General features: G+C 72.3%; 13 protein-coding genes and 1 pseudogene. 7 read left to right on the plus strand and 7 right to left on the minus strand.

Annotation, left to right across the window (positions count from 1 at the left end; genetic code table 11):
* Nucleotides 1-164 precede the first annotated feature (164 nt).
* The 3 genes from IF88_RS0106715 (at nucleotide 165) to IF88_RS0106725 (ending at nucleotide 4,064) form a co-directional block, all read left to right on the plus strand.
* Nucleotides 165-2,942, plus strand: a complete 2,778-nt coding sequence (locus IF88_RS0106715) for a DUF7594 domain-containing protein (protein ID WP_030708254.1) — start codon at nucleotides 165-167, stop codon at nucleotides 2,940-2,942.
* A gap of 102 nt (nucleotides 2,943-3,044) precedes the next feature.
* The gene (locus IF88_RS0106720; RefSeq protein WP_030708256.1) at nucleotides 3,045-3,722 is read left to right on the plus strand and encodes a hypothetical protein; all 678 of its coding nucleotides are present in this window, start codon (nucleotides 3,045-3,047) and stop codon (nucleotides 3,720-3,722) included.
* 126 nt (nucleotides 3,723-3,848) lie between these two features.
* On the plus strand, nucleotides 3,849-4,064 hold the full coding sequence (locus tag IF88_RS0106725) for a DUF6458 family protein (RefSeq protein ID WP_030026053.1): 216 nt from the start codon (nucleotides 3,849-3,851) through the stop codon (nucleotides 4,062-4,064).
* 32 nt (nucleotides 4,065-4,096) lie between these two features.
* Here the strand turns inward: IF88_RS0106725 and IF88_RS0106730 are convergent, their stop codons facing one another.
* Nucleotides 4,097-5,212 (minus strand): glycosyltransferase, encoded by a 1,116-nt coding sequence (locus IF88_RS0106730; RefSeq protein ID WP_030708258.1) that lies wholly within the window; start codon nucleotides 5,210-5,212, stop codon nucleotides 4,097-4,099.
* A gap of 8 nt (nucleotides 5,213-5,220) precedes the next feature.
* The gene (locus IF88_RS0106735) at nucleotides 5,221-5,760 is read right to left on the minus strand and encodes a WcaF family extracellular polysaccharide biosynthesis acetyltransferase (protein WP_030708259.1); all 540 of its coding nucleotides are present in this window, start codon (nucleotides 5,758-5,760) and stop codon (nucleotides 5,221-5,223) included.
* Nucleotides 5,761-5,881: 121 nt separating this feature from the next.
* Between IF88_RS0106735 and IF88_RS0106740 the strand changes: the two genes are divergently transcribed.
* Nucleotides 5,882-7,405 carry a hypothetical protein gene (locus IF88_RS0106740; protein ID WP_078892746.1) on the plus strand — a complete coding sequence of 508 codons (1,524 nt, stop codon included), beginning with the start codon at nucleotides 5,882-5,884 and terminating at the stop codon, nucleotides 7,403-7,405.
* Between the two features lie 144 nt (nucleotides 7,406-7,549).
* Here IF88_RS0106740 and IF88_RS0106745 read toward each other — a convergent pair whose 3' ends face one another.
* Genes IF88_RS0106745 through IF88_RS0106755 form a run of 3 tightly spaced genes read right to left on the minus strand, consistent with a single transcriptional unit; the run spans nucleotide 7,550 to nucleotide 11,765 of the window.
* The gene (locus IF88_RS0106745) at nucleotides 7,550-8,815 is read right to left on the minus strand and encodes a hypothetical protein (RefSeq protein ID WP_030708261.1); all 1,266 of its coding nucleotides are present in this window, start codon (nucleotides 8,813-8,815) and stop codon (nucleotides 7,550-7,552) included.
* On the minus strand, nucleotides 8,812-10,557 hold the full coding sequence (locus IF88_RS0106750; RefSeq protein WP_030708263.1) for an LPS biosynthesis protein: 1,746 nt from the start codon (nucleotides 10,555-10,557) through the stop codon (nucleotides 8,812-8,814). The genes IF88_RS0106745 and IF88_RS0106750 overlap by 4 nt, the downstream gene beginning before the upstream one ends.
* Nucleotides 10,554-11,765, minus strand: a complete 1,212-nt coding sequence (locus IF88_RS0106755; RefSeq protein ID WP_051836541.1) for a glycosyltransferase — start codon at nucleotides 11,763-11,765, stop codon at nucleotides 10,554-10,556. Before IF88_RS0106755 ends, IF88_RS0106750 begins: the two co-directional genes overlap by 4 nt.
* A gap of 150 nt (nucleotides 11,766-11,915) precedes the next feature.
* On the opposite strand from IF88_RS0106755, the gene IF88_RS0106760 reads away from it, so the two are divergent.
* Nucleotides 11,916-12,419, plus strand: a complete 504-nt coding sequence (locus IF88_RS0106760; protein ID WP_051836543.1) for an adenylyltransferase/cytidyltransferase family protein — start codon at nucleotides 11,916-11,918, stop codon at nucleotides 12,417-12,419.
* Here IF88_RS0106760 and IF88_RS0106765 read toward each other — a convergent pair.
* Together IF88_RS0106765 and glgX are read right to left on the minus strand one after the other, a co-directional pair.
* Nucleotides 12,400-13,122, minus strand: a complete 723-nt coding sequence (locus tag IF88_RS0106765) for a CDP-alcohol phosphatidyltransferase family protein (protein WP_030708268.1) — start codon at nucleotides 13,120-13,122, stop codon at nucleotides 12,400-12,402. The genes IF88_RS0106760 and IF88_RS0106765 overlap by 20 nt on opposite strands.
* A 118-nt stretch (nucleotides 13,123-13,240) precedes the next feature.
* On the minus strand, nucleotides 13,241-15,625 hold the full coding sequence (glgX, locus tag IF88_RS0106770) for a glycogen debranching protein GlgX (RefSeq protein WP_030708270.1): 2,385 nt from the start codon (nucleotides 15,623-15,625) through the stop codon (nucleotides 13,241-13,243).
* A 179-nt stretch (nucleotides 15,626-15,804) separates the two neighbouring features.
* Here glgX and IF88_RS0106775 point away from each other — a divergent pair, with 179 nt between their 5' ends.
* Nucleotides 15,805-17,025, plus strand: a complete 1,221-nt coding sequence (locus tag IF88_RS0106775; protein ID WP_030708272.1) for a L,D-transpeptidase — start codon at nucleotides 15,805-15,807, stop codon at nucleotides 17,023-17,025.
* Nucleotides 17,026-17,070: 45 nt separating this feature from the next.
* Nucleotides 17,071-17,187: pseudogene (locus IF88_RS47685) on the plus strand (L,D-transpeptidase family protein); the annotation flags it as partial.
* Nucleotides 17,188-17,292: the final 105 nt, after the last annotated feature.

Here is a 17,292-nt window from a genome sequence, read left to right on the forward strand (position 1 = left end):
ATATGTCCGTTGTGCACCCTCGCTGCTGAGCCGTTGATTCCAAGTTGGTATGCAATGGGTCAAGAGGGGTGACCAGGCCCTCGCGTGAGCCCTAGTCTGCGCCCGTACATATGGCTGTTCGGATAGTTCCAGCCATCAAACCGGGCAATTGCCCTGGGGGGCTCATGCGTAGATCCAGAGGGCTGACTGCTGCCCTCGTCCTGTCACTGGCCGGTGCCGGCACCGGCATAGGCCTGGTGTTGATGCCTCAGGCGTCCGCCATCACGCCGCCGGTGGCATTCACCGCCGACGAGCTGCCCACCTGGCAGCCGGACGGCATCGTCTTTGCGATGGCCCAGGCGAACGGCACCGTCTTCGCCGGCGGTACCTTCTCGGCGGTCCGTCCGCCCGAGGGCGCCGCGGGCGCCGAGCAGGAGGCCGTGAACTTCGTCGCGCTCGACGCCGCGACGGGCAAGCCCACCTCCTGCAAGCTCGCCTTCACCATCGGCGACGGCACGGCGACCGTGCGCACCCTGGTCGTCTCCAAGGACAAGAAGACCCTTTACGCGGGCGGCTACTTCGGCGCCGTCAACGGCACCCCGGTCTCCAGCCTCGCGGCGATCGACATCGAGAGCTGCACCCCCAAGGCATCGTTCCACCCCGGCTTCCCCGCCACCGTGCGCGGGCTCGCCGTCACCGACGACACCCTGTACGCCGCCGGTGACTTCAACGCCGTCGACGGGCAGACCCGCGAACGGTTCGCCGCCGTGGACGCCGGCACCGGTGCGCTCAAGCCCTTCGTCGCCAACGTCGACGAGCCGGGCCGCGCCGTCGAGGTCACCCCCGACGGCAAGAACGTGCTGCTGGGCGGCGACTTCTTCACGGTCAACGGCTCCAACAGCCACGCCCTGGCCGTGGTCAACGCCACCACCGGCGCGGTCACCAAGACCTACACCAACATCCCGTCGAACTCGGTCGTCAAGGACATCTCCACCGACGACACCGGCTTCTACACGGGCCACGAGGGCTCCGGCGGCGGCGTCTTCGACGGCCGCATCGGCCTGCGCCTGAGCGACTTCACCGAGAAGTGGCGCGACCGCTGCCTCGGCGCCACCCAGTTCGTCCTGCCGTACCAGGGAGTGCTCTACAGCTCCTCGCACGCGCACGACTGCTCCACCGAGCTGGAGTTCCCCGACGGCAAGCGGAACTTCCTGCTGGCCCAGCCGACCAACCACGACGGCGCCGCCCCCGCGCCCGTGGACGGTTTCGTGCGCGGCCCCGGCAAGCTCGGCTGGCACCCCACCGCCAACGACGGCCTCGGCGAGGGCATCGGCCCGCGCGTCATGGCCGTGGCCGACAAGAACGACGTCAAGTACCTGTGGGTCGGCGGTGAGTTCACCCTCATCAACGGCAAGGCGCAGCAGGGGCTGACCCGCTTCGCCTCCACCGGTGACGTCGGCGCCCCGACCACCCCGGTGGCCAGCGCCGCGAGCGTCAAGCCCGGCGAGGCCCAGGTCCGCTGGCGCACCAGCTACGACGCGGACGACAGCAAGCTGACGTACCGCATCTACCGCAACGGTTCGGCCACCCCGGCCGCGACGGTCACCGCCAGCTCGCTGGAGTGGGAGCGCCCGCAGGCCTCCTGGAACGACACCACGGTCAAGGCCGGCCAGACGTACACCTACCGCGTGACCGCGACCGACGACGCGGGCAACACCAGCGCCCTGTCGGCCGTCGCCTCGGTGACGATCCCGACCTCGGTCCAGACGTACCCGAACCAGGTCCGCCAGGACGGTGCCAACCTGTACTGGCGCTACGACGACTCCGTCAGCCCGTACGTGGCCGACTCCTCCAACGGTGGCAACACCAGCGGTGTCCAGTTCAACGCCCCGGCCCTGCGCCAGACGCCCGGCGCGGTCTCCGGCGCCAGCACGGCGATGGGCTTCAACGGCACGAGCCAGCTGGTGCACAGCGACCGCCGTCAGTCGGTCGGCAACACCTTCACCGTCGAGACCTGGTTCAAGACGAACACCACGCGCGGTGGCAAGCTGATCGGCTTCGGCAACAACACCACGCGCAGCAGCGGCTCGAACGACCGCCACATCTACATGACCAACACCGGTCGCCTCGTCTTCGGCGTCTACAACGGCTCGGCCCGGACCGTCTCCACGGGTCTGTTCGAGACGTACAACGACAACAAGTGGCACCACGTGGTCGGCACCCAGGGCCCCGGCGGCATCACGCTGTACGTCGACGGCCAGAACAAGGGCTCGCTGAACGCCACCAGCAACAGCACCTACGCGGGCTACTGGCACGCCGGCGGCGACAACCTCTCCGGTTGGCCGACCCGCCCGACGAGCAACTTCTTCGCCGGTCAGCTGGACGAGACGGCCGTCTACCCGACGGCGCTCACCCAGGCCCAGGTCAAGAACCACTTCGACCTGGCCAAGGCACCCACCGACTCGGTCTCCGCGGTCAAGGCGACCGAGGACACCTACATCAACCAGGGCGCCCCGAGCACGGCCTACGGCACGTCCACCTCGCTCGCGGTGCGCGGCACCTCGGCGTACGAGACGTACCTGCGCTTCAACCTGCCGGCCGCCCCGGCCGGCCAGGTCCTGAAGTCCGCCTCGCTGCAGATCAAGACCTCCACGCAGGCGGGCGCCGGCACCGCCGACACCGTCTCCGTGGTCCCGGTCACCGGCACCTGGAGCGGCGCGGGCACCACCTTCAACACCAAGCCCACCCTCGGCACCACCCCGCTCGGCACCATCGCGGGCGTGCCGGACGGCTCGGCGGTCCACAGCGTCGAGCTGGACACCGCCGCGGTCTCCGCGGTGCTGGGCGGCGGCTACAGCCTGGGCCTGACGAGCACGGGCACCGACCCGCTGTGGATCTGGTCCTCGGAGTCCACGGCGGCGGAGGGTACTCCGCAGCTGGTTCTGACCTTCGGCGCGAAGTAGCGACCACCCGGGCAACCGCCTGACGGTGTGCGGGGCCCGGCTCTACGCAGCCGGGCCCCGCTCGCCCGTCCCACCCCCTGTAAGTAGTACGGGAGCCATCCGATGTACCGACGCTCCGCGGCGGCCGCTGTCCTGCTGACCGCCGCCCTGACCCTGACCGCCTGCAGTTCCGGCGGTGACGACTCCGAGGCGAAGGTGAAGCCCCCGGCCTCGTCGGCGGCCCCCGATCCCGCGGACACCCCGGCCACCCCGGCCACGGCGGAGCCCGCGGCCGACGCGAAGCCGACGGGCCCGGTCCTGCCCGACGCGAAGCTCACCCCGAAGACGGGCAGCTTCACGGCGCAGGAGAAGAAGTACCTGAGCGGGCGGGTCCCGGAGAAGATGGACCCGGCGGCCGTCCTGCAGACCGGCCAGGAGGCCTGTCAGCGGGTGGCGCGCACCGCGAAGCACGACAAGGACGCGGCGACCGGGGCCGTCATCACCGGGGAGATCCCCGGCGCCAAGGACGCGATCACGTACCTGTGCCCGGACCAGAAGCCGATCCTCGCCGCGGCGGAGAAGGGCTTCGCCGAAGGCCCGAAGCAGTCGCCCGCGGCGGGCGGTTACCGGGCGCTGACCCAGGCCACGAACTGCACCTGGGAGGCCAAGGGCAAGGACGGCTCCGTCCTCGCCTCGGGCCCCGAGGCCCCGCTCAAGGCGGGCGACAAGATCACGGCGACGATCCCGGCGGGCACGACGGAGTTCAACTCCTCGGGCTGCTACGCCTGGATCCCCGCGTAGCACCGCGGCGCGCCACCGGCGTACGACAACGCCCCCGAGGACCGGACTCCCGGCCCCCGGGGGCGTTTTCGTGCCCCGGACCCGGGTATCCGCGCGGTCACAGCCACAACGGCGGAAGGCGGACTCATGGGCATCGGTGGATGCATCGGTTTGATCGTGGTGGGCGCCATCCTCACCTTCGCCAGCGACTGGGAGATGGAGAGCGTCAACCTCGACCTGGTCGGCCTGATCATGATGGCGGTCGGCGGGATCGGCCTCGCCGTGTACACCAGCATCTACAAGCGGCGCCGGGCCGCGGGCGCGATACCGGTCGTGGAGGAACACCGCCGGGACGTCATCTGACGCCGCGGCGGGGCTTCACCCGCGGTGGGGCCTCACCCGCGCAGCGCGCCCTCGTACACCGGGAGCAGGGTGTCCAGGACCGCGTCCATGGAGAAGGAATCCGCGGCCAGCTTGCGGGCCGACAGCGAGGCTTCCCGGTTGGCCACCGGGTCCAGCAGGGCCAGGACGGCCGCGGCGACGCCCGCCGGACCCGGATCCACCGCGTGCCCCGCACCGGCCCGCGCGACGTCACGGGCCAGGCCGTTGGAGTGCGTGACCACCGAAGGGACGCCCACCGAGAGCGCCTCCAGCACCGACATCGGGAACGGCTCGTCCACCGAGGGCAGGACGTACACGTGCGCCCGTCGCAGCTCCGTCAGGACCTCCGCGCCGGACAGCGCCCCCGGCACCGTGAACCGGTCCGTCAGACCCAGCTCCCCGATCCGGGCCCGTACGGCCCCCAGCTCGCCCTCGTCCGGACCCGCGACCACGAAGTGCGCGTCCGGACGCACCGCCAGGACCGCCGGGGCCGCGTCCACGAAGTCCACCGGCCGCTTGCGGGCCTGCAGGCGCGCCGAGTAGAGGATCCGCGGCGGGCCGGCGGGCGGCGGCCGCTCCTCCTGCGCCGGGGTCCCGTTGACCAGGCGGACCGCGTTCGGCAGCGGTGTGCCCACCACCGCGTCCAGTCCCTCGCGCTCGTGCGGGGTCAGGTACAGCAGCGCGTCCGCGCCGCGCAGCAGCCGGCGTACCGCCACCGCGTCCAGCACCTTGGCCAGCAGCTTCTCGCTGGGGTCCACCATCCCGTGGGTCTGCAGCACCAGCGGCTTGCCCGCCCGCAGCGCCGCCAGCGCCACCGGCAGGGTCACCAGGTCCCGGGCCAGGTGGACGTGGACGAGATCGGCGTCGCGCACCAGCCGGCCGGCCGACGCCAGCAGCGCCGGTGAGGTCATCCCGCTGAAACCGAGGGGGAGCAGACGGCGGGCGGGGAACAGCTTCGCCGGCACGCCCTCCACGGAGGTGGGCCACGCGTCGAAGCCCTCGCCCAGCGCGAGCAGCCGCGCCTCGTGGCCCCGGGCGCGCAGCCCCTTCGCCAGGTTCAGCGCGACCCGCACCGGCCCGCCGAAGGCGTGCGAGGGGGAGTGCAGGGTGACGGCGTGCAGCACGCGCACCGGGGTGCTCACTTGGGCTCCTCCACCGGGCGGCGCCGCCCGTCCTGGGTCTGCAGCGTCAGCTCCGGCAGGTCCTTGTGCACGACCGAGCCCGCGCCGGCGACCGCGCAGCGGCCCACCGTGACCCCGGCCAGCACGGTCGCCCGTACGGCCACCCAGGCGCCGTCCTCGACGGTGATGGGCGCGTTGCGGTAGCGGAAGTCGGCGGCCCGGTGGTCGTGCGAGCCGGTGCACAGCACGGCCTCCTGAGAGAGGCACACGTGCGAACCGATCGTCAGCGGCTCCAGGTTCAGCAGCCAGGCGCCCTCACCGATCCAGGTGTGGTCCCCGACGGTGAGCTTCCACGGCCACAGCACGCGCACCCGGTGGCGTATCAGCACGCCCTCGCCGATCTTCGCCCCGAAGGCCCGCAGCAGCGCCACCCGCAGCCGCGCCGGACAGAACCAGCTCATGAACAGCGTGTTCATCACGGCGAACCAGAGCGCCTGCGTCAGCAGCCCGCGGCCCTTGTCGTATCCGGCCAGCGTGAAGGAAGGAAGATCCCGCAACTGTCGCCCCCATCTGCTCCCCCGGAATCCGTCCGGGGAGACCCCCACGCCGCCGCCTCCCCGGGCGTGGCCCGCTCAGACTAGACTGCGCGCGGACCAGGCACATCGGGTGGGGGCGGCAGTGACGACGGACATACGCAAGCCCCCCGCGACGCCCGCGAAGCAGCCCGTCCCGTCCCCCTTCGAGGACGAGAGCCTGTGGGGCCGGGCCACCCTCCCGCGCACCCTGCTCTCGCGCGCGCTGTCCGTACCGCTCGCGCTCGGATTCACGGTCTTCCTGCCGTTGTTCGTCGCCGTCCAGACGGGCTCGGGCGCCCGTGACGCGGCCTTCTGGCTCCAGCTCCTGCTCACCATGTACGCGGGCGCCCGGCTCTCCGCGATGGTGCTCACCAGCCGACGCAAGCTGCTCCAGGGCTCCTTCTGGCTCTTCGTCTACATGGCCATGGGCGTGGCCCCGCTCGCGCAGGCCGTCCTCGGCCAGGTCCCGACGCCGGTCGTCGGCCCGCGCTCCGACCTGACGATCGCCATCGGGCTCGTGCTGCTCGGCTGCACGGCCTTCGACGTCGGCGTACTGCTGGCCCGTCACCGGCCGGCCGGGCGCGCGGGCGGCTCCCAGAAGGAGTCCAAGCCCGTCATGGCGCACCGGCGCCGGCTCCAGCTCCTGACGGTCCTCTCGTTCCTGTGCAGCGCCGCCTTCATCATGAAGCTGGGGGGCCCGGCGGTCTTCTTCTCCAGCCGCCAGGAGATCATCGCGGGCATCGAGGAGGCGGGCGTCTCCAACGGCGACGGCCAGGCCGGGCAGGCCCTGCTGCGCGGCTTCGGCACCGTACCGGCCCTGCTCGCGCTGCTCCTCTACACCCGCTGGCTGATCACCTCGAAGTTCGCCCGCCGCAAGGTGTCGATCATCGTCACGTGGGCGGCGCTCGCCGGCCTCAACCTGATCGTCAACAACCCGATCTCGAACCCGCGGTACTGGTTCCTGACGGTCATGTTCGCGCTGCTCTTCACCGTCTTCCCGGTGAGCGCGGCGATGTACCGGGTGGCGCTGTCGATGGCGGTGGTCGTCGCGCTGCTGATCTTCCCCTTCGCAGACCGCTTCCGGTACGACGAGAAGAACTACCGTCCGGTCGAGACCACGTCCTTCCTGGAGCCGATGGCGCTCAAGGACTACGACCAGATCGGCATGTTCGCGAACACCATCACCTTCTCGGAGTCGGGCCCCGGGCACTTCTACGGGCGCCAGCTGGCCGGGTCGATCCTGTTCGCGGTGCCGCGTTCGGTGTGGCCGGGCAAGCCGCGGGACACGGGTGTGATGGTCGGCCAGTGGATGGGCACGGTCAACACCAACCTCTCCTCCCCGATCTGGGCGGAGCTGTGGCTCGACTTCGGTCCGCTGGGCATGGGCGCGGGGCTGCTGGGCATGGGGTACGCCTCCGCCCGCGTCGACCGGCGCTACGCGAAACGGGCCACGCGGAGGTCGCCGCCGGGCAGCCTGATCTCGGTGGTCGTCCCGCTGGTCGCGGGCTACTCCTTCATCCTGCTGCGCGGCCCCCTGCTCCAGGCGTCGGGGCGGGTGGCGATCGCCGCCCTCTGCCTCGCGCTGGTCGCCACGTACCGCACGGACCGCGGCACGACGTTGCGCTAGCCGCGCCCGCGCCCAGGTGCGTAGCCGCTGCGGGGGCGCTGCCCCCGAACCCCCGCGCCTCGAACGCCGGCGGGGCCCTATCTCAGCCCCGCCGGCGTTCGAGGCGCGGGTCCGGGCAGAGCCCGGGAAACGGCGGGCAGCGGGTCAGGCGGCGGGGGCCGGCTCGGGTTCGCGGTCCTGCGCAGCAGGTACTCGCAGGCGGGTGACGCGCCACCAGGCGGCCGCGGCCTTGAGTGCGGAGCCGGCCGCCAGGCCCACCGCGGCGCCCGCCACACCCCCCACCGCGTACCCGCCGAGCAGCAGCCCCACGGACAGCACCGAGAAGACCACCTGCAAGGAGAGCGTCGCCTTCGGCGCCAGCACCCGCAGGGTCAGCAGCGCACAGGTGCCGAGCCCCATCACCGCGTACTGCGCCCCCGTCGCCGGCAGCAGCGCGGCCGTCGCCGACCAGGTGTCGCCGAGCAGCCGACGGCCCACCCGCTCCGGCAGCGCGTACAGCACGGCCCCCCAGCCCGCGCCGAGCGCGGCCAGTACCAGGCCGAGCAGCGCGGTCGCCCGCACGGTGGCCCGCTTGCCGCCGAGCCGCCCGAGGACCGGCGGACCGAAGGAGTTCGCGGAGTTGAACAGCACGTTCAGCGGCCCGAAGAGGGTGGTCGCACCCCGCAGCGCGCCGACGGCCAGCGGGGTCGCGAAGACGCCGAGGCCCAGTACGGCGAGCTGGCTGGAGCCGTTGCCCACCGCGAACTCGACCACGAACCGCTGCCCGAGATGACCCCGGCGCAGATACGGCCGTAGTCCCGCGAGACCGCCCCGGGCGCCGCGGACGTACGGCCGCAGCAGCCACAGCCCCAGCCCCAGCGCGGGCACCGCGGAGAGGCCCCACACCAGCACCAGCCGCCCCGCCGAAGCCCCTTCGGGCTGCACGGTCAGCGCCGCGACCACGCACACCAGCCGCAGCGCGTCCGCGGCCAGCGCCCGCTCGGGGGCGCGCAGCGCGGAGAAGCAGTAGCGCAGTCCGTCTTGGAGGAGAACCAACGGCAGGACGAGGCCCAGCGCGAGGAAGGCCCGGCCGGGCGTCGCGGGGAGCGCGAGGCCCACCACCACGAGCAGCGCTCCCACGGCGGCCGACGCGGCCCCGGTGAAGCCGATGGCGGAGCGGCACATCGCGCCGAGCCTCCCCCAGACTTCGTCCGGGGGGACCCCCTGGCCCTTCTCCAGGACGAGGCTCTGGCCGACGTAGGCCATGTTCAGTCCGAGGAGCACGCTGAAGGTCACGTACACCATCGAGAAGTCGGCGAACCCGGCTGCCGAGGACAGCCGGGCGGCCAGCACCAGCACCAGGATGTTCGTGGCACTGGAGGCGGCCTGGTCCAGGACCGACGCGACGGCGGCGAGGCCGCGTCGGCTCATCTGCGGCCCATGCGCACGGTGCGCAGCGCCACGGTGTCGGTGCCGTCACCGGGGATGTGCTGCTCGGGTTCGGCCACCTCGTACGGGATCGGCTGCGGCGGCTGCGGGCCGCCCGCCGGGGAGCCGGCGGCAGGTGCGGGGGCCGGGGTCTTGTCCTTGCCGCGGCCGCGCTTCTCGCCGGGCAGCGGGGCGTGCAGCACCGCGCCGAGCACCGTGCCGCCGGCGCCGCTGATCAGCTCGCGGATGCGGGACAGGTCGGTGCGGTGGACGCCGCGCGGGTTGCAGACGACCAGGACGCCGTCGACGCGGTCGACGAGGGCGAGGGCGTCGGCGTAGGAGAGCACGGGCGGCGCGAGCACGATGACGGTCGCGTTGGGGGAGTCGGCCTCGGAGATCAGCCGGGTGGCGCGGGGGGAGGTCAGCGCGCGCGGCACGTTGCGCGCCCGCTCGCCGGGGATCAGGTCGAAGGAGCCGGACTCGCCGGCGTCCACGACGAGCTGGCGTCCGTCGGGCCACTCGGAGTCGGAGTGCCGTCCGCCGCCCTTCTGGCCGCCCGGGGTCTGGCTCCAGCGCGGCCGGCCGCCGGCGTCCGTCGGCAGCTGGCTGGCCAGTACGGGGGTGCGCAGGTCGGCCTCGATGAGCAGCACGTCCTTGCCGGTCTCCGCGAAGGAGGCGGCGAGGTTCACGGCCACCGCGGCGGCGGTCTCGCTGCTGCCGCGCGGGGCGACGACGAGCAGCCGGCGCCGGTCGGCGAAGCGGGAGTCGTAGGCGAGCCGGAAGGCCACCGAGCGGTACTCCTCGGCGAGGCGGGGGTCGGCCTCGCCGGCGGCGAGCAGCGGCCCGCCGCCCGTCCGGTCCCGGGGCAGGTAGCCGAGTACGGGCGCGCGAAGGGCCCGTGCCACGTCGCCCTCGGAGCGCGGCGCCGGGTCGAAGACGAGCCGGACCCAGGCGGCCAGCAGGCCGAGGGCGAGGCCGACGGCGGCGCCGAGCGCGAGGGACATGAGGATGCCGGGGCCGTCGGCTCCGGGGGGCGCGGTCGCGGCGCTGGTGACGCGGCCCGGGGTCATGTCGAGGGCTTCGAGCTTGGTGATCTTGGTGTTGTAGCCGCCGACCTCGCTCTGCAGGTCGGTCTTGGCGGAGCTGGCCGCGTCGCGCCCGGCACCGGCGGGCATCCGGGCGATCTCCTTGGAGAGCTCGTCGAGCTGCTTGGCGATCGGGTCGCGCTGCTCCTTGTAGCCCTTGACCATCTTGTCGCGGGTGGCGTCGAGGGACTCCTGCCGCTTGAGCAGGTACGCCTCGGTCATCGCGTTGGCGCGCTTGGCGGCCTCCTTGGGGGAGGACGCCGTGTACGTGAAGCGCAGCACCATGGTCTGCGGCGGGTTGGTGACCTGCAGACCGCTGCGCAGGGCGGCGAAGCCGGACGCGGACACGCCGAGCTTCTTCGCCGCCTCGTTGGCTATGGAGGAGCTGAGCGCGACCTGGCGCTCGGAGCCGATGTTGATCGCCTTGTCGGGGGCGAGGCTCGGGTTGAACGGGTCGTCGGTGGGCGCGCGCAGCACGACGTCGGCGGTCGCGACGTAGGTGTCGGCCGTGGAGATGCCGAGGTAGACGCCGCCCAGCAGGCCGATGCCGATGCCCGCGCCGATGAGCCTGCGGTAGCGCAGGAGCTGCCGGAACTGGTCTCTGAGGAGGTCCGGTTCGTCGTCGGCCGGTGCCGCTGCAGGGCGGTTCGTCTCGATCACGGCCGGGGTCCCCCAAGTGCTTCGTCTATCAGTGCGTCGATGCGGGCCAGGCCCGCTTCACGGCTCAGATGGGCCGCCACGTGGCGGGGTCCGGCCGCTCCCAGTGCGTCCGCGCCTTCGGGGTCCTCGGCCAGGGCCCGTACGGCCTTCAGCAGGGCCTCGGGGTCCTCCGGCGGTACGAGCACCCCAGCGCCCGAGCGTTCCACCTCCTGGGCGGTGCCGCCCTCCGCCGCCACGGAGGCGACGACGGGGCGGCCGGTCTGGAAGTAGGAGGTGAGTTTCGACGGCACGCTCATGTCCAGCACGGCAGCGTGCTGCGTGACCGCGAGTACGTCCGCCGCGGCGAGGATATCGGGGAACTCACCGTCCGCGGCAGGGGGGATGATGTCCAGATTCGGTACATCGGCCGACAGATCGGCGAGCGCGGCGCGCTGACTGCCGTCGCCCATGAGGACGAAGCGGACATGGGGATCCAGCCTGGCGGCGCCCACGAGGACTTCCAGTCCCTGCTTGAGGCCCATGTTCCCGGAGTGCAGGACGACGGTCTCGCCGGGGCCCCAGCCGAGGTGGCGACGCGTCTCCCCGCGCGGCTTCGTGGGCACCGCCACGTGCGACCAGTTGGGGACGAGGCGGATCCGGCCCGGGTCCACGCCCATGCCGACGACCCGGTCGACGAAGGTCTCGTGGATGACGCCGACGAGGGTGGCGCGCTTGAGGGCGTACGCCTCGGCGCGGCCGGCGATCGCGGCGGCCTTGTCCCCGCCCCTGATCCCGCTCTGCGCTGCGGCGGCGCCCATCAGGTCCTGGACGACCGGGACGTACGGGACCTTCCAGCGGGCCGCGAGCCGGGCGGCGAGCACCCCGCCGGCCAGGCTGGGCATCTGGGCGAGCACCGCGTCCGGCTTGGGCATCCGGGGCGGGGCCACGGCGCCGTGCAGCAGAATCGATCCTTCAAAAAGGGCCCGCTTCACGGCGGTCTGGCGCGGCGGTACGGTGTGCGCCCGCCGGTGGACCGTGACGCCCGCGCGCTGTTCCGTGCGCTGGAGCGCCCCCTTGTACTCCGGCTCGACGGACCACGCCGGGTAGTGCGGCATGCCCGCCAGCACGTGCGTCTCGTGGCCGAGATCCGCCCAGTGCTCCGCGATCTGGGTGGCATACGGGCCGATCCCCGCGTGCTCCGGAGCGTAATTGGTGGAAACCAGCAGCATGCGCCGCTGACCGGATCTGGACACCGAGCGTCCCCTCTTCCCCTGGATGATGCGCACGTCACCCTATTCGTTCACCCGCGTGCTGCGGAACGTGCACGCTATTGTCTGCTCATCAGCTGCACCGGGGGGTGCGGTCGCTGGGGATAACAGATGACGGAGCACGAGATGTCCGACTTTGGCGCGCCGGCGCGTAGACCGTACCGAGTCGGCTACGCGCCGGGAGCCTACGATCTGTTCCACATCGGACATCTGAACATCCTTCGCCACGCGCGCAGCCGGTGCGACTACCTCGTCGCCGGAGTGGTCTCCGACGAGATGGCCGAACGCGCCAAGGGGCGCCGCCCGATGATCCCGCTCGTCGAGCGGCTGGAGATCGTCCGCAGCGTGAAGTACGTGGACGCCGCCTTCGTGGAGACCGTCCCGGACAAGGTGGAGACCTGGAAGCAGGTCCGCTTCGACGTCATCTTCAAGGGCGACGACTGGCGCGGCACGCCCAAGGGCGACCGGCTGGAGAAGGACTTCGCCGCCCACGGCGTCGACGTCGTCTACTTCCCCTACACCGTGCACACTTCCAGCACCCAGCTGCGCCGGGCGCTGGACGCGCTCGCGGAACCCTCCGCCCTCCCCGGTCAGGTCACCGGGGAACGGCGCTGAGCTCCCGGAACCACTTCGCGAGGAACGCCAGCAGGAACAGCACGGCGACCACGCCCAGCCCGGCGTACGCCCAGGCGAACAGCCTCCCGCCGCCGAGCAGCAGGAACACCACGCAGAACACCCCGTAGTCCACGGGCAGCAGGGCCACCGCGCGCAGGGTCGACGGAGCGGCGGCGGGGCTGCCCGGGGCCGGCTTCGGCTTGAGCTTCTCCGTCAGCAGCCCGCCGAAGAAGGTGACGACCGCGGCGAACTGGAAGCCCAGCGGCACCAGCAGCCAGCCGTCGGCCGTCGTCCCGTACTCCCCGGGGAAGCGGTAGAAGGCGATCAGCACGCATGCGTGCAGCGCCGTGAGCTTGGCCGCGTCCACGACGTGGTCCAGCCACTCGCCGGCCGCGCTGCCGCCGCCGCGCAGCCGGGCCAGCTGCCCGTCCGCGGAGTCGAAGGCGAACCCGACGGCGAGCGCCGCCCACACCGCGGTCCCCAGCGCCCACGAGGGCGCGCACAGGGCGACCGCGGCCACGGCGGCGAAGCTGAAGGCGGCGCTGACCAGCGTCACCTGATTCGGGGTGAGCCCGAGCGCGTACGAACCGGCGGCCAGGTACCGCCCGGCGGGCCGGTTGACGAACCGCGAATACAGCGACACCCCCTTCGCCGACTTCTGCGCCCCGCGCAGTTCCTGCAGCGCGGTGTTGACTCTGCCCATGCAGGACCCCCCTCAGAACGATGTCGAACACATCATCGCAGGGCGAGCAGGGGAGTCGTTCCGGATGTCCGGTTTCCTCCGGAGGCAGCGGCGTGCGGGGTCGTGGGCCGCCGCCTCCTCACACGGACGGCCCCCGCGCCGCCGACCCGCAGACCCGCAGCAGCAGGACCGAGCGGGCCGGGACCGTCAGGGTCTCCCCGCCGCGGTGACGGGTGCGGGGCGCGTCCGACTGGCTCTCCAGGGAGGTGTCCAGGACCAGCTCGTACGCCTCCGCCCACGGCGCCCCCGGCAGGACCCAGGCCAGCGGCCGGTCCCCGGTGTGCAGCAGCGCGAGGAAGCTGTCGTCCGTCACCTGCCGGCCCCGCTCGTCACGGCCCGGGATGTCCCGCCCCGACAGGTACATCCCCAGCGCGGCGGCCGGGGCGTACCAGTCCTGCTCCGTCATCTCCGCGCCCGTCGGCGTGAACCAGGCCAGGTCCCGCAGCCCGTCCGCCCCCTGCGGCCGCCCCGAGAAGAACGCCCGCCGCCGCAGCACCGGATGCGCCTGCCGCAGCGAGATCAGCCGCTCCGTCAGCGCGAACAGCTCCCGCCACGCCGGGTCCTCCAGCAGCGACCAGTCCACCCACCCCGTCTCGTTGTCCTGGCAGTAGGCGTTGTTGTTGCCGCCCTGCGTGCGCCCGAACTCGTCCCCCGCCACCAGCATCGGCACCCCCGTCGACAGCAGCAGGGTGGTCAGCAGGTTGCGCAGCTGGCGGCGGCGCAGCGCGCCCACCCGGACGTCCTCGCTCTCGCCCTCCTCCCCGCAGTTCCACGACCGGTTGTCGTTGGTCCCGTCCCGGTTCTCCTCCCCGTTCCCCTCGTTGTGCTTGCGCTCGTAGGACACGAGGTCGCGCAGGGTGAAACCGTCGTGCGCGGTCACGAAGTTCACCGAGGCGTACGGGCGCCGCCCGCCCCAGGCGTAGAGGTCGCTCGACCCCGAGAGCCGGTACCCGAGGTCCCGTACGTCGGGCAGCGCGCCCCGCCAGAAGTCCCGTACGGCATCGCGGTAGCGGTCGTTCCACTCCGTCCACAGCGGGGGGAACGCGCCCACCTGGTAGCCGCCCGACCCCACGTCCCACGGCTCGGCGATGAGCTTCACCCGCCGCAGCACCGGGTCCTGGGCGATCACCGCCAGGAACGGGGACAGCATGTCCACGTCGTGCATCGAACGGGCCAGCGCCGCCGCCAAGTCGAAGCGGAAGCCGTCCACGCCCATCTCCGTCACCCAGTAGCGCAGCGAGTCCGTGATGAGGCGCAGCACGTGCGGGCGCCCGGCGTGCAGGGTGTTCCCGCAGCCCGTGTAGTCGGCGTAGCGGCGCTGGTCGGACTGGAGCCGGTAGTAGCCCCGGTTGTCGATCCCGCGCAGCGACAGGGTCGGACCCAGCTCGCCGGCCTCCGCCGTGTGGTTGTAGACCACGTCGAGGATCACCTCGATCCCGGCCGCGTGCAGGGCCCGCACCATCCGCTTGAACTCGCCGACCTGCTGCCCCGCCGTCCCGGACGCCGAGTAGCCCGCGTGCGGGGCGAAGTAGCCGATCGAGTTGTAGCCCCAGTAGTTGCGCAGCCCCCGGCGCAGCAGGTGGTCCTCGTGCGCGAACTGGTGCACCGGCAGCAGCTCGACCGCCGTGACCCCCAGCCTGGTCAGGTGCTCCACCGCCGCCGGATGGGCGAGCCCCGCGTACGTGCCGCGCAGCTCTTCGGGAACACCCGGATGGCGCATCGTGAACCCGCGCACGTGCAGCTCGTAGATCACCGAGTCGGCCCACGGGGTCTTCGGCCGGACGTCGTCCGCCCAGTCGTCGTCGTCGTGGACGACCACGCCCTTCGGGACGAACGGCGCCGAGTCCCGGTCGTCGCGCACGGTGTCCGCGATGTACTGCTGCGGCCAGTCCCGGACGTGCCCGTACACCTCCGGCGGCAGGGTGAAGTCCCCGTCGACGGCCCGCGCGTACGGGTCCAGGAGCAGCTTCGCCGGATTGAACCGGGCTCCCGTCCAGGGGTCCCAGCGCCCGTGCACCCGGAACCCGTACCGCTGACCGGGGCGCACGCCCGGCACGAAACCGTGCCAGATCTCGTGCGTGAGCTCGGTGAGCGAGCAGCGGGTCTCACCGCCCTCGGAGTCGAACAGGCACAGCTCCACCGCCTCCGCGCCCTGCGCCCACAGGGCGAAGTTGGTGCCCGCCGTCCCGTCCGGTCCGTGGTGGAACCGGGCCCCCAGGGGATGCGAGGATCCCGGCCACACCGCTGGTCCCGGGCGCGTGTGGACGCGTAACACCTGCCCCTTGACCTGGCCGTTCGACTGGCCTACGCCCGGATGGCCGTTCGGCCGGATGTTCGGATGGACGCCCGGCTGGCCGCCCGGATGACCGTCGACCCGCGGTGCGGGCGCGGTCTGGCCGCCCCGCACCGCATCGACGGCGTTGCCGACGGCTTCCACCGCCTCTTGCTCGGCTGCGCTCGACACTGCCCGCCTCCACGGCTCCTGGGTACCTGCGGGGGTGGGGAGTGCGGCTCCGGCGTCCCGGCCCGGGCCGCCCCCGTCTGGTCCTTCCCACTGTTCTGCCCGGACTGTTCCGCCCGGAACGTGGAGCGCGCTCACGTTTCCCCCGGAGGGGGCCGGTCGTTGGAGGGATCGTGACACTTCTGACGAGGCGGGCAGGGGCGGGCTTGGCCGCCGTGGCGGCATGGGTGGGCCTGTTGGGCGGGCTGGCCGGATGCACCAAGGACGGCAAATCGCCGGTCGAGATCCAGCTGCCCGGCAAACCCCGCTCGCCGGACGAGGCCATCCGCATCACCCCCGACGACAACGCCAAGGGGGTCCCCGCCGACGCGCGGCTGGTGGTCACCGTGCCCGAGGGCCGGCTGGAGCGGGTCGTCGTCACCAAGGTGGAGGACGCGCAGCAGGAGGAGGTCCCCGGCGCCATCGCCGACGACGGGCTCAGCTGGAGCCCCGACCCCGACTCCGCCCGGCTCGCACTCGCGGCCAAGTACACCGTGGACGCCGTCGCCCTCGACGGGCACAACCGCCGCCAGGCGCGGCACACCACCTTCACCACCTACGTTCCCGAGGAACGGTTCATCGGCTACTTCAAACCCGAGAACCGCTCCACCGTCGGCACCGGCATGATCGTCTCCTTCAAGTTCAACCGGGCGATCGAACGCCGCGCGGAAGTGGAGCGGGCCATCACCGTCACCTCCGACCCGGCCGTGCAGGTCGTCGGCCACTGGTTCGGCAGGGACCGGCTCGACTTCCGGCCCAAGGAGTACTGGAAGGCCGGCACCAAGGTCACCGTGAAGATGGACCTGCGCGACGTCGAGGGCGCGCCCGGTTCGTACGGCATCCAGTCCAAGACCGTCACCTTCACCGTCGGCCGCTCCCAGATCTCCCGGGTGGACGCGGCCGCGCACCAAATGGAGGTCCGCCGGGACGGGGAGCTGCTGTCGACCGTGCCGATCAGCGCCGGGGCGCCCAAGACCACGACGTACAACGGGAAGATGGTGGTGATGGAGCTCTTCGACGTCACCCGCATGAACGGTCAGACCGTCGGCTTCGGCGGCGAGTACGACATCCCCGACGTCCCGCACGCGATGCGGCTCACCGCCTCGGGAACCTTCCTGCACGGGAACTACTGGTCCAGCCCCGACACCTTCGGCACCACCAACGTGAGCCACGGCTGCGTGGGCCTGCGCGACGACAAGGGCGGCGGCTCCGACACCCCCGCCGGCTGGTTCTTCGACCGGACCCTGATCGGCGACGTGGTGGAGGTCGTCAACTCGCAGGACAAGACGGTCGCCGCCGACAACGGGCTGGGCGGCTGGAACATGTCCTGGGCGGACTGGGTCGCCGGCTCCGCCATCGTCTGAACGGCGCACGGCGGCGCCGTACGAGTGACTCCCTTTACGGGAGGCAGCGGTTCGGCCGGCTGCGTCAACCTCACCTAACCGGACGCGGGGCGCCTCTGGGACCTGCTCACCGAGGGCGACGCGGTGTACGTGTGGGGCACCAAGCCGGGCACCGAGGACTGACCCCGCCACCCTCCGGCCGACCGTCGCCGCCGACCGTCCCCGACAACCGACCCGGCCGCTGATCAGCATGTTGGGACGGAACGGTGACAAGACCGTGGCTCATCG

This window comes from Streptomyces sp. NRRL F-2580 (genome assembly GCF_000720115.1).
Classification (GTDB): Bacteria; Actinomycetota; Actinomycetes; order Streptomycetales; family Streptomycetaceae; genus Streptomyces.

Excerpts from the sequence above, each read along its gene's own strand:
- IF88_RS0106715 (WP_030708254.1), top strand. The coding sequence starts at position 165 with ATGCGTAGATCCAGAGGGCTGACTGCTGCCCTCGTCCTGTCACTGGCC.
- IF88_RS0106720 (WP_030708256.1), top strand. The coding sequence starts at position 3,045 with ATGTACCGACGCTCCGCGGCGGCCGCTGTCCTGCTGACCGCCGCCCTG.
- IF88_RS0106725 (WP_030026053.1), top strand. The coding sequence starts at position 3,849 with ATGGGCATCGGTGGATGCATCGGTTTGATCGTGGTGGGCGCCATCCTC.
- IF88_RS0106745 (WP_030708261.1), bottom strand. The coding sequence starts at position 8,815 with ATGAGCCGACGCGGCCTCGCCGCCGTCGCGTCGGTCCTGGACCAGGCC.
- IF88_RS0106755 (WP_051836541.1), bottom strand. The coding sequence starts at position 11,765 with ATGCTGCTGGTTTCCACCAATTACGCTCCGGAGCACGCGGGGATCGGC.
- IF88_RS0106760 (WP_051836543.1), top strand. The coding sequence starts at position 11,916 with ATGACGGAGCACGAGATGTCCGACTTTGGCGCGCCGGCGCGTAGACCG.
- IF88_RS0106765 (WP_030708268.1), bottom strand. The coding sequence starts at position 13,122 with ATGGGCAGAGTCAACACCGCGCTGCAGGAACTGCGCGGGGCGCAGAAG.